Origin of the sequence: [Muricauda] lutisoli (nom. illeg.) (assembly GCF_017313105.1) — a bacterium.
Classification (GTDB): Bacteria; Bacteroidota; Bacteroidia; order Flavobacteriales; family Flavobacteriaceae; genus Flagellimonas; species Flagellimonas lutisoli.
Window position 1 is genome coordinate 671,207 of record NZ_JAFLND010000001.1, and the last position, 11,934, is coordinate 683,140.

At 43.5% G+C, this 11,934-nt stretch carries 9 protein-coding genes; 2 read left to right on the plus strand and 7 right to left on the minus strand.

Annotation, left to right across the window (positions count from 1 at the left end):
• Positions 1-23: 23 nt before the first annotated feature.
• Positions 24-3,296: an efflux RND transporter permease subunit gene (locus J0X13_RS03175; protein ID WP_207070011.1), complete on the plus strand. Its 3,273-nt coding sequence runs from the start codon at positions 24-26 to the stop codon at positions 3,294-3,296.
• Positions 3,256-4,713, plus strand: a complete 1,458-nt coding sequence (locus tag J0X13_RS03180; RefSeq protein WP_207070012.1) for a TolC family protein — start codon at positions 3,256-3,258, stop codon at positions 4,711-4,713. Before J0X13_RS03175 ends, J0X13_RS03180 begins: the two co-directional genes overlap by 41 nt.
• Positions 4,714-4,876: 163 nt before the next feature.
• Here J0X13_RS03180 and J0X13_RS03185 read toward each other — a convergent pair whose 3' ends face one another.
• From J0X13_RS03185 to gnd, 7 genes are all read right to left on the minus strand, one after another.
• A complete protein-coding gene (locus J0X13_RS03185; protein ID WP_207070013.1) occupies positions 4,877-5,251 on the minus strand; it encodes a hypothetical protein in 375 nt (124 codons plus the stop codon).
• A gap of 29 nt (positions 5,252-5,280) precedes the next feature.
• Positions 5,281-5,811 (minus strand): YybH family protein, encoded by a 531-nt coding sequence (locus J0X13_RS03190; RefSeq protein WP_207070014.1) that lies wholly within the window; start codon positions 5,809-5,811, stop codon positions 5,281-5,283.
• A gap of 60 nt (positions 5,812-5,871) precedes the next feature.
• The gene (locus J0X13_RS03195; protein ID WP_207070015.1) at positions 5,872-6,360 is read right to left on the minus strand and encodes a YybH family protein; all 489 of its coding nucleotides are present in this window, start codon (positions 6,358-6,360) and stop codon (positions 5,872-5,874) included.
• A gap of 11 nt (positions 6,361-6,371) precedes the next feature.
• Entirely contained in the window at positions 6,372-8,402 is a 2,031-nt protein-coding gene (locus tag J0X13_RS03200; protein WP_207070016.1) for a S9 family peptidase, read from the minus strand.
• Between the two features lie 50 nt (positions 8,403-8,452).
• Positions 8,453-9,259, minus strand: a complete 807-nt coding sequence (locus tag J0X13_RS03205; RefSeq protein WP_313786290.1) for a mechanosensitive ion channel family protein — start codon at positions 9,257-9,259, stop codon at positions 8,453-8,455.
• Positions 9,260-9,541: 282 nt separating this feature from the next.
• Positions 9,542-10,393, minus strand: a complete 852-nt coding sequence (locus J0X13_RS03210) for a ChaN family lipoprotein (protein WP_207070018.1) — start codon at positions 10,391-10,393, stop codon at positions 9,542-9,544.
• 11 nt (positions 10,394-10,404) lie between these two features.
• The gene (gene gnd / locus J0X13_RS03215) at positions 10,405-11,814 is read right to left on the minus strand and encodes an NADP-dependent phosphogluconate dehydrogenase (protein WP_207070019.1); all 1,410 of its coding nucleotides are present in this window, start codon (positions 11,812-11,814) and stop codon (positions 10,405-10,407) included.
• Positions 11,815-11,934 lie beyond the last annotated feature (120 nt).

Consider the following 11,934-nt stretch of genomic DNA (forward strand, 5'->3'; position numbering starts at 1 on the left):
CAACCCCATAATTCTTAGTTATTATGTTTAAAAAATTTATACACAGACCTGTATTGGCCATTGTGATTTCGGTCATAATAGTTTTTACGGGAATGTTGGCCATAAAACAACTGCCCATTTCGCAGTTCCCTCAGATCGCACCTACCACGGTAAATATTTTTATCGCCTACCCAGGGGCAAGTGCCGATGTGTTGGTGAACTCAACTTTAATTCCATTGGAGACCTCCATTAATGGGGTACAGGGGATGCGGTATATAGCTTCCGATGCAACCAGTGCTGGTGAAGGCACTTTACGTGTAATTTTTGAACCGGGTACCGATCCCAACCAGGCCGTGGTACGGGTAAAGACACGGGTGGATCAGGTAATGCCCTTATTGCCCGAGCTGGTGCAGCGGGAAGGGGTTGTCATAACCCCGGTACAGCCCAGTATGTTGATGTATGTAAACCTGTACAGTGATGCCAAGAACAATGACGAAAAGTTCCTGTACAATTACGCATACACCAAAATGATTCCCGAAATTCAGCGGATAAACGGTATCGCCAGTGCCAAAATTCTGGGTAGCCGGAAGTTTGCCATGCGGGTTTGGCTCAAGCCGGACAGAATGCGTGCTTATAACGTTTCTGCTGAAGACGTATTGGAGGCCATGGACGAACAGAGCATCTTGGCCAGGCCCGGGCGTTTGGGAAGAAGCTCCGGTAAAAAGGCACAATCATTGGAATATGTTCTGGTGTATCAGAACAGGTACAACGAACCTCAGCAGTACAAAGACATTATCATTAAAGCCAATGAAGACGGGGAAATCCTGAAACTTGGCGATGTGGCCGATGTGGAACTCGGAAGTGAATTTTTTGATATCTATTCCAATTTGGATGGAAAACCATCGGCATCCATAGTATTAAAACAGACCTTTGGTAGTAACGGGAGTGATGTCATCAAATCGGTAAAAGAAAAATTGACCGAACTGGAAGCAGAAATGCCTCCTGGAATAGATTACAAGATCAGTTATGATGTATCCAACTTCTTGGATGCATCAATAGACCAAGTACTGCATACCCTGCGAGATGCTTTTATCTTGGTGGCCATTGTGGTATTCCTTTTCTTGGGGGATTGGCGATCGACCTTAATCCCCATCATTGCGGTTCCCGTTTCGCTGATCGGTGCATTCTTTGTAATGCAACTTTTCGGACTCTCCATCAATTTGATTACACTTTTTGCCTTGGTATTGGCCATTGGTATTGTGGTGGACAACGCTATTGTAGTGGTAGAGGCGGTCCACGTAAAAATGGAAGAGGAAAACCTTACCCCTTATAAGGCATCTTATGAAGTATTGGGTGAAATAGGTGGGGCAATTATTGCGATTACGTTGGTGATGACCTCAGTGTTCATACCTATTTCGTTCATGACCGGACCTGTTGGGGTATTTTACCGACAGTTTTCCATAACCATGGCCGGGTCCATCGTTATTTCCGCTATAGTGGCTCTTACTTTGACCCCGGTGCTATGCGCCATGATGTTGAAGAACACACATGGAAAACCACGAAGAAAGTCACCGGTAAATCGATTTATCGATTGGTTTAACGGTAGGTTCGAGAAACTTACCGGAAGATATGTAGGTGTATTGAACAAGATCGTTAACCGAAGAGTGGTAACATTTGGATTATTGTTGGCATTTTGTGCAGGTATTTTCTTTACCAACCAAGTGCTGCCGGCAGGATTTATTCCCAATGAGGACCAAGGGATGATTTATGCCATCATCCAGACGCCTCCAGGAGCAACTTTGGAACGAACTAACGAGGTGGCCAGAAAACTTCAGGCCATTTGTGAGGAGACCGAAGGTGTGGAGTCCGTTTCTTCTTTGGCTGGATACGAGATCATGACCGAAGGCCGTGGTTCCAACGCAGGTACCTGTCTCATCAACTTAAAACCCTGGTCGCAACGGGAACATTCCGTTCATGAGATTATGGAAGAACTGGAAGAGGAGACCAAGGACCTAGGAGCCATCATCGAGTACTTCGAACCGCCAGCGGTTCCCGGTTTTGGTTCATCGGGTGGTTTTGCCATGCGCTTATTGGATAAGACCAATAGTACGGATTACCATGAATTTGAAAGAATCAATAACGATTTCATGGATGCCTTGCGTGAACGTAAGGAGTTGGCCGGCCTATTTACCTTTTACGCCGCAAATTACCCTCAGTACGAGTTGAAAATCAATAATAAAGCGGCCATGCAGAAAGGTGTTTCCATAGGAAAAGCCATGGAAAACCTCAATATTTTAATAGGTAGTACGTACGAACAGGGTTTTATCCGTTTTGGACGATTCTTTAAAGTATATACCCAAGCTGCACCGGAGTATCGTGGTATGCCATCCGACCTGGAAAAACTCTTTGTGAAAAATGAAGAAGGGGAGATGGTTCCTTATTCTGCGTTCATGTCCATGGAAAAAAGGCTTGGTCCAAACGAGGTCACTCGATACAACCTTTACAACTCTGCGGCCATAAGGGGATTACCTGCCAAAGGATATACCAGTGGTGATGCCATTGACGCCATAAAAGAAGTGGCTGAACAGACGTTGCCCAGAGGGTACGATATTGCTTGGGAAGGCCTTTCTTTTGATGAAGCCCAGCGCGGAAATGAATCTATATACATTTTTATTGTGGTATTGATTTTCGTCTATTTGGTGTTGGCTGCCCAATATGAGAGCTTCTTGCTGCCTTTGGCGGTGATCCTGTCTCTTCCGGTGGGGGTTTTCGGGTCCTTCTTTTTATTAAAGCTCATGGGACTTTCCAATGATGTATATGCTCAAATCGGTATGATCATGTTGGTGGGTCTTTTGGGTAAGAATGCGGTATTGATCGTTGAGTTCGCCGTTCAAAAACACCGACAGGGCTCAACCATTCTCGAAGCTGCCATCGAAGGTTCCAAGCAACGTTTTAGACCTATTTTAATGACTTCGTTTGCCTTTATAGCTGGTCTGATCCCATTGGTTGTGGCCACTGGGGCAGGTGCGATAGGTAACCGTACCATTGGAGGTTCTGCCTTGGGCGGTATGCTTATAGGTACCATATTCGGAGTATTGTTGATACCGGGCCTTTATTATGTGTTCGCCAAAATGGCCGATGGCAAGAGCCTTATCAAGGATGAGCATGATGAACCGATTTCGGAAGAGTTTTTTAGACAAAACGACACCGTGTTCAAGTTGCGCGCCCGTCTTCGTTTGATGAATAAACGTTTGAAAAAAATAACGACCCCAAAAAATGGAAAGAAGAATAAAAAAGGCAACCAAGATGAAGCATAGAAAATCACTATTAATCGGAATGATTGCGATGGTGGCCCTTTATTCCTGTGTGCCCACCCGTGAGATAAGGGACGAGAACGTTTCTGTCCCCGAGAATTATCAAAACCAATCCACCGACACCATTAATACGGGACTTGTGGAATGGAGAGAATTCTTTAAGGATCCTAATTTAATTGCATTGATCGATTCGGCCCTAGTGAAAAACCAGGAGCTCAACATTATGTTGCAGCAAGTGGATATGGCCAAAAATAGAATCCAGGCCAAAAAAGGGGAATATTTGCCCTTTGTTAACCTACAAGCAGGCGCTGAGGTCGAAAAAGTAGGTGAGTATACCCGAAATGGATCCGTGGAAAAAAACCTTGAGGTGAAGGAAGGTGAAGAGTTCCCCGAGCCCCTGACCAATTATATGGTCGGGGCCTTCGCCACTTGGGAGCTCGATGTCTGGAAAAAGTTGCGTAACGAGAAAAAAGCAGCTGTTTATGAATATTTGTCCAGCGTTGAGGGCAAGAACTTTATGGTGACCAATCTTGTAGCGGAAATCGCTGATTCATATTACGAACTGATGGCCTTGGATAACCAAATGGCCATTATTGATCAAAACCTGGAGATTCAGCAGAACGCCTTACGGATGGTAAAACTCCAAAAGCAAGCTGCTCGTGCCACGGAGTTGGCCGTTAAACGTTTTCAGGCAGAGGTAATGAAAAACCAGAGCCATAAATATGAGATCCAACAGCAAATTGTAGAGATGGAAAACCGATTGAATTTTTTGATCGGTCGCTCACCGCAGCATATCCAAAGGGCATCCGATAATTTTATCGACAGGTCCATTGATGCGATATATGCAGGAATACCTTCGCAGTTGTTGCAAAACCGCCCCGATGTGCGTAGTGCGGAGTTTGAATTGGCAGCGGCAAAATTGGACACTAAGGCAGCTAAGGCCAGTTTTTATCCGCAGTTTACCATTAAAGCAGGTTTGGGGCTTGAAGCATTCGATACCAAATACCTTACCACTACACCGGAATCCGTTTTGTATTCGGCCATTGGTGATATGGTAGCTCCCTTGATTAACAGAAATGCTATCAAGGCTCAGTACAAGAATGCTACCGACAGACAATTGCAAGCGGTTTATGAATATGAAAAGGCTATTTTGAATGCATATATCGAGGTGGCCAACCAGTTGTCCAACATCGATAACCTGAAAAAGAGCTATGAATTGAAAGATGGTCAGGTCCAGGCCTTAACGGAATCCATAGACCTGTCCACCCGTTTGTTCCAATCCGCAAGGGTGGAATATATTGAGGTGCTTTTGGCGCAGCGAGAGGCATTGGAATCCCGAATGGAATTGGTAGAGACCAAAAAAGACCAGCTGTTGGCCCAAGTAAATATGTACCGCGCCTTGGGTGGTGGCTGGAATTAAGTCCCAGATCAATAGTTTTACCTACTGTCTTGGCTATTGATTTACCCAAAATGAAAGCCCATTTTACAACTGTAAAATGGGTTTTCTGATTTTTAATGCAGATACTCCTAAATTATTTCAAATGGCAGAGAAAAAAGAATGCTTAGCTCTAAACCATCTTTTCCTATGAAAAAAGTAGTTTCAGATTTTGGCACATATCATCTAAAAATTCAATTATTTCCTCAATGAACTCATTATCTTTCTCTGTACGATTGATGGTCAAATGAACGACAATGGATTCAGGGTCGGGGGGATATCCCGTGGTAATGGTCCAACATAGTGCATTGGGGCATTCCAGTAGGGCAAAACGGCACCCTCCTTTTATTTTGTTGCGAATCAAAGTGAATTCTCCCCAAATCCCGCCAATTTGCGCCTCATTTTCATGTGGGTCCTCCAAGTTGAAGATTTCAGAACTGAATTTATCCAAGTTGCTCAAGGTTAAATACTCATGTATTTTTTGTTCTGTTGTTGATATGTCAATAGTTCTAAAATATTCCATCGGAGGTTTTTGTTTGTATCCCCATAATTTTATTCCACCCTTGTTGAATCAGGAGTTTGCGCTGGTAATGGTAGCTCTGTGACAGGTGCGTCCCAGACAATTTTCCAGTCCCCATCCAGTTTTTCCCAGAGCACCAAATAGTTTCCTTTATCTTCCATCGGGGGGATTGGAGAGCTCTCGTTTGGCGTAAATGTCATGGTGTATTTTCCGTATTCAGTAGCCAAATCTCCACTGGCCTTCACTTCCTGGGTGTTGAGGTCGAACTGCCATTTACCAAACAGGATGTTTTGTTTCCACGCAGCTTTATAGTTCTCAATTCCAACAACGGCCGGTTGGTTGGGCATAAACTGAATGCAATCATCAGCAAAATGCACGGCAGCGGAGTCGATCATGCCCGAAGCATAAAATCCTTGGATTTTTTCGTTTTTCTCTTCAATGATCTTTTGTATTTGTGCGGAATACTCTTCTCCCGACATTGGCTCGGGGTCGGATTGCTCACAACTTGCCGCAAATACAATGGTCAGTAATGCTGAAATACTGGTCACGAATTGATGTTTCATAATGATATAGTTAATGGGTTGTTTACATGTACTTATTTGTGCGGGGGAACTATATCTGATTTACTCAACAACCAAGGACGATGCAAGTTCCCTGTGTAACTTCCATTCGCCATCTTCGGTTTTTTTCATGATTACCAAAAAGGTGTCCTCCATTTCGTGGACCGTTCCGTTCTCATCGGTATAGTACATGGAGCTAACACCAAAATCATAGGCCATGGTATCGGATAATATGACGGTTTCCTTGGGATTCATTTTAATACTGTCGTATCGAAATTTGTTTCCGTGTTGTTCTCTCAACTTTCTATAGGCAATCCAGTCTTCGCTTCCCGGACCTATCGAAATCATATCCTCGGTTGTGAATTTGCCCAAGTCACCATAACGTTTTTCCTTGACCGTTTGCTCAAAGGATTTTCGAACCTGTTCAATTTTGGCCAGCTCGGCTTCCATATTAATTTCATGGATCTGGACAGGCTCCACAACGACCTTATCCTGTTTCTCCATACAGGAAAAAAAGGTCAATAGTATTATCAGACATATAGTATTTTTCATCTCGGTCTGATTTATTTGTCTCCTTTATACTTATCAAACCATGCCAACACACTTGCAATTTTGGCAATTAAATTGCTGGGTTTATTGGCAATGCCATGCGAAGCTCCTGGAATCCTGACCATGGCTGTTTCCACATTTTCCAATTTTAGCGCAGCGTAAAACTGTTCAGATTCCGCAATAGGGGTACGGTAATCTTCTTCCCCTGTCAAAAGCATGGTTGGAGTGGTCACATTCCCCACATAGGTGAGGGGAGAGCGTCTCCTGTAATTTTCTGGATCCTCCCAAGGCTTTTTACCGAACCAGTATTTGGAGAAAAATTGCACGCCATCGGCATAGAGCACAAAACTGGTCCAGTTGATGACGGGCTTGGCGACCACTGCGGCCTTAAAACGGTCTGTTTTGCCCACAATCCAAGCGGTGAGCACGCCACCACCCGAACCTCCGGTAACAAACAAGTTCTCTTTATCCACATAGCCTTTTTCCAAAAGGGCATCCACACCGGACATCAAATCTTCATAATCATGGTTGGGATAGTCGTGGTGGATAAGGTTTCCAAATTCCTCACCATAGCTAGTACTTCCACGAGGATTGGTGTAGAGCACCACATAACCCTCGGCGGCATAGGCCTGGATTTCGGCGGAATATACTTCACCATAACTGGTAAACGGTCCTCCGTGAATCTCTAGAATCATTGGATATTTTTTGGATGGGTCAAAATCGGGAGGGGTTACGACCCATCCTTGTATTTTTCGTTGATCATAGGAAGACTCCCACCACATTTCTTCGACTTTGCCCAATTTTTTGAAGGAGAACAGGTCATCGTTCACGGCGGTCAAACGTTTGCTACTTCTCGTATCTGCTGCACCTAAATCGGATGGATGACTCGTATCTCCCTGAGTGTAGGCAAATTTGTTGTTGTTTGAGGCTGAAAAACTAGCTGCGTTGTAGGGTCTGCCCAAAGATAATCCACCCAATCCGTCAGTGATATCGTCAACTTTACCCGATAAGCTCATGGAAGCTAATTTTCCCACTCCTTTGTCGGTATAGCTAAAATAGAACCCATTGCCTTTGCTGTTCCAGACCATATCCTCCACATCGCGATCAAAATCATCAGAAATTAATTCTGAACCGGAACCATCGGTGTTCATCACATACAATTGTGTGAGCTGATAGCCTTGTAAACGGTCGTCGTAGCCCAAGTAGGCAATTTTAGAACCATCTGGAGACAAAACAGGGTGGGTATCGGGCCCATAGCGGTCGGTCAATGGGGTGATTTCACCATCATTGACATTGATGGCGTAGATTTCGCTGTCGGCGGGCTCCATTTCCTCATCTTTATGAAAATTGGCGCTAAAATATAGATGCTTGTTGTCTTTGGCCCAAACGGGACCCCCATGATCAAACTCGGAAAAAGTCAACTGTTTAGGTGTTCCTCCAGTGATAGGTAGGGTGAACAATTGTGAGTTACCTCCTTTGTAATATCCTGCACCATCGCCACGGTAGTTCATTTTGTCAATGTATTTGGGTGGTTTGTTCCATTTTGCTCCTTCGGGCTTGCCTGGCATTTTTATGATGGATTTATTGGCTTCGGGCACAAACATGTTAAAGGCCACATATCTGTCATCATAAGACCACGAAACAGCACCTGGCGATTGTGGTGTGTTGGTCAGGGCCATGGTTTCCTTGGTGTCCAACCACATCAGATATAGCTTCATCTTATCATCTGCCATATTGGATTTAAAAACGATTTTTGTGCCATCGTGTGACCATTTTGGAGCAAAATCGTTATGGTTTCCCGTGGTCAATGGACGGTTGTTGGAACCATCAAAATTGATGATCCATAGATTGGAAAGATTTCTGTCCGTCATTACATCTTTAAAATTTCGAACATAAATAATCTTGGAACCATCAGGTGAAATCTGAGGGTCCGAAACATATTCCATGTTAAATATGTCCAACAACTCCAGATTGGACTGTACTTGGCCAAATAGTAAAGGACTTGTTGCTACAAATAGTAGCATGGTGGCGAGTATTTTTTTCATAAGGTTGGTATTTAAGGTTATGTTTTTAAAAGAGGTTGTCTTTTTCTATATCATTTTGATTTATCTGTATTTCTTGTCTCATCGATATGGACCGTGGGTATATTGACAATTTCAAAAGTGGCCGAGGCCAAAATGACCTTATCGTTCGTTTCTTGGATTCTCTTGCCAATTTCTTCATTAAGAAGATGTTTGGTAACCCTTCTTTTTTTATAATCTACAATATACCTTAAATTAAACTGAACCCAATTGTCGGTCATTGTGATGGCAAGTGTTGGGTTGACTTGGGCATCTTCGATATAATATTTGTTCACTACATCTTTCCACTCTGCTATGGAGCTTTGCACATATTCAGATAACATTTCCTGTGCAACCGAAATGACGATTTTTTTGGCCAATTCCAAATCGGAACCATACCTGATGGGCAAATTGAATTCATCCCAAACAAAAGGGAAATCCGAGGAATAATTATAAACCGGTCCTTTAAAAACAAAGGAATTGCTTAGCTTAACGATACGCCCGCTGTAATTGTCGCTGGAAACCCATTCCCCTATTTCCATCATGGTAGTATACATGCTATCAATATCGATAACATCACCTTTAATGCCGTTCAATTCTATTCGGTCGCCAGGTTTGTAGACTCGCACAAAAAAGATATAGAAGGAGCCTGCAATACTTAGAATCAACTCTTGGAGGGTAATTGTAATTCCTGCGGTGAGCAGTCCCATGGCAAGTCCAAAATCCCTAATGCTGCCCGTAAAATACGAGATGGTGATTAAAACAATGAACAGGTAGCCTACTACTTGAATTGCTTTTTGCGCTTTGTATTTAACGGAATTGTCATGAAGATTTTTCTTCATCCACCGTCGTGTGAATGCAATAAGTATGAATATCAGAACAACCCAAGCCAGGTATTTAAGTATGCTCGAGGTGAGGCTTTCATCAGAAAACCAATCCTTTAAATTTTCAAATAGTTCCATTTGGACACATTACGCTTGAAACTCCAAAAAAAAACTGACCTATTGAAGGGGGTGTTCGGCCGTGTTTTGCTTGAAACACTTAAAAATAATGAATTTATATTCTTCCCAATTGATTTTCAGATAATCTAGAGTGAAAAATACTAAAGGAGTGAAAAAGATAGGTTAATAGGTGGTGGTCATGTTTTGATCTACACAGATGATAAAATCGGCCATGTTACGATTTTCTTCTTCCAGTTCATGTACATTTTCTTGTGTAACCGTGGATATGGTGCCGTATTCTAAATCGGGTCGTTCCATTTGAAGGTACCAAAGAATGCCTTCATAATCATTGGAATGGTAGGCTCCGTTGTAATGCAAAAACAATGAGCCCTCCTTATAATTTTGAAGTATAAAATGGGCCATGGTCGCATCTTTGATGGCTTGTGCCATCACCAAAGTGGGGCTACCGTGGTCCCCCATCATTTTTAGAATATTCTGATAACCTGGCAATTCCGGGTCAAAAGCGATCGGTAGGGGAGCAATCCATTCCTTTTCTTGGACGGGTAGGGAGTCCAAGGCCTCAAACCCGCCTTTGTACACCATACTGGCATACCGTCTGGGTACATTGGAGGCCACAAAAACCAGATTGCTGTCCTTCGCAAAGTCCACCAAGGGGGCATAATCGGTTTTGTGATTGTTCCAGAGACGTGCCGTGGAATCCAATGCCTTGTAGTCTATCTTACCCGATAAATAATCATTGAGTTCATCTTGATTATCGGTTTCTATCATTTCGGCACCGAGGATAAGTTGTCTTTTGGCATACAAATCTGCCGTGAGCTCGTATTGCAGCCAGTGGGCGATAGGGTTGTTGTGCAGCTCCCCGAAAAGTACCATATCCTTTTTCTCAAGGATCTTGAGCATTTTTTTGTACGATACCTTTTTCCCTTTGGCGTTGTAAATGACATAGGCCTGTTTTTGTCCCGATGCAGTTAAAAGAGTGAGGGCGAAAGCAAACAGTAATAAGACTTTTTTCATTCGGACTGATTTTACCTTTCCCACTCTGTGTGGAAAATACCTTCGCGATCCAAACGCTCATAGGTGTGCGAACCAAAGTAATCGCGTTGTGCCTGAATCAAGTTCAAGGGTAAACGGCTACTGGTATAGGCATCAAAATATGTTAGTGCGTTGGACAATCCTGGCAATGGAATGCCGTTGGATGCTCCATAACTTACCAATTCCCTTGCTGCATCGACCGTACTCTGGACTTTTTCCACAAAAGAGGGCGAGAGCAGAAGGTTCTGTAAATCCTTATCCGTTTGATAGGCTTTGGTGATATCGGCCAACAACGCGGCGCGGATAATACATCCTGCGCGCCATATTTTGGCAATTTCTCCCAATTCCAGTTCATAACCGTATTCTTTGGAAGCATCGGCCAATTGGTGCATGCCCTGTGCATACGTAACAATGAAGGCAAAATACAGTGCTTGCTCGGCTTTCACCGTAAAATCATCTTTGTCCACCGCTTTTGGGGTAGGGCGGTCGTACAACTCGTCGGCTTTGATGCGTTCTGCTTTTAGGGCAGATATTTCTCGCATACTCACCGCAATATCGATGGTGGGTACTGGAATGCCCAAGTCCATGGCGTTTTGCGAAGTCCATTTTCCAGTCCCCTTTTGTTTCGCCTTGTCCAGAATCATATCAACAAGGTCATTGTCCGTCAAATCATCTTTTTGATCAAATATTTCGGAAGTGATTTCCACTAAAAAGGATTGTAAACGCCCTTCATTCCACTCCGAATATGTTTTATGGAGCTCATCGTTGGTAAGTCCCCCCGCTTTTTTTAGGAGGTCATATATCTCGGAGGTCAACTGCATTAAACCGTATTCGATACCATTATGCACCATTTTCACGTAGTTTCCCGCTGATTTTGGTCCCAGATAGGCTACGCAGGGCTCACCTTTGTATTTGGCAGAAACAGCCTCAAAAATGGGCTTTACATGTTGGTAGGCTTCCTTGGAACCTCCAGGCATAATACTGGGCCCCTTTCTGGCACCTTCGGCCCCACCGGAAACACCGGCACCAAAAAAATTGATGCCTTTTTCTTTTAAATAGGCCTCGCGACGGTCGGTATCGGTGTAAAAGGAGTTACCCCCATCAATAATAATATCGCCCTCGTCCAAATGGGGCAGCAACCCGTCGATTACGCTGTCCACGATTTTCCCGGCAGGTACCAACAACATGATTTTTCGGGGAGTTGTCAACGATTCCACAAAGGTTTTTACATCAGAAGTGGCGTTCACTTTATCGGGATCACCACCTTCTTTGATCAATGCACTTACCTTTTCTTCATCCAAATCATTTCCGAATGCGGTAAATCCGTTGTCGGCCACATTCAAAATAAAATTACGTCCCATTACCCCAAGGCCCACAAGGCCAAAATCATACGTATCCGCCATTATATATTTTTCTTCTTCTTTTGTTGTTAAGACAACCCTAAGGTTGTGATTTATTGAAATACGAACCTAAAATAAACCTTATATTCGTCATGCTCAAAAATATTGACATCATATTGGAAT

Coding starts and splice junctions, on each gene's coding strand:
- J0X13_RS03175 (WP_207070011.1), top strand. CDS start 24: ATGTTTAAAAAATTTATACACAGACCTGTATTGGCCATTGTGATTTCG.
- J0X13_RS03180 (WP_207070012.1), top strand. CDS start 3,256: ATGGAAAGAAGAATAAAAAAGGCAACCAAGATGAAGCATAGAAAATCA.
- J0X13_RS03185 (WP_207070013.1), bottom strand. CDS start 5,251: ATGGAATATTTTAGAACTATTGACATATCAACAACAGAACAAAAAATA.
- J0X13_RS03190 (WP_207070014.1), bottom strand. CDS start 5,811: ATGAAACATCAATTCGTGACCAGTATTTCAGCATTACTGACCATTGTA.
- J0X13_RS03195 (WP_207070015.1), bottom strand. CDS start 6,360: ATGAAAAATACTATATGTCTGATAATACTATTGACCTTTTTTTCCTGT.
- J0X13_RS03200 (WP_207070016.1), bottom strand. CDS start 8,402: ATGAAAAAAATACTCGCCACCATGCTACTATTTGTAGCAACAAGTCCT.
- J0X13_RS03205 (WP_313786290.1), bottom strand. CDS start 9,259: ATGAAGAAAAATCTTCATGACAATTCCGTTAAATACAAAGCGCAAAAA.
- J0X13_RS03210 (WP_207070018.1), bottom strand. CDS start 10,393: ATGAAAAAAGTCTTATTACTGTTTGCTTTCGCCCTCACTCTTTTAACT.
- gnd (WP_207070019.1), bottom strand. CDS start 11,814: ATGGCGGATACGTATGATTTTGGCCTTGTGGGCCTTGGGGTAATGGGA.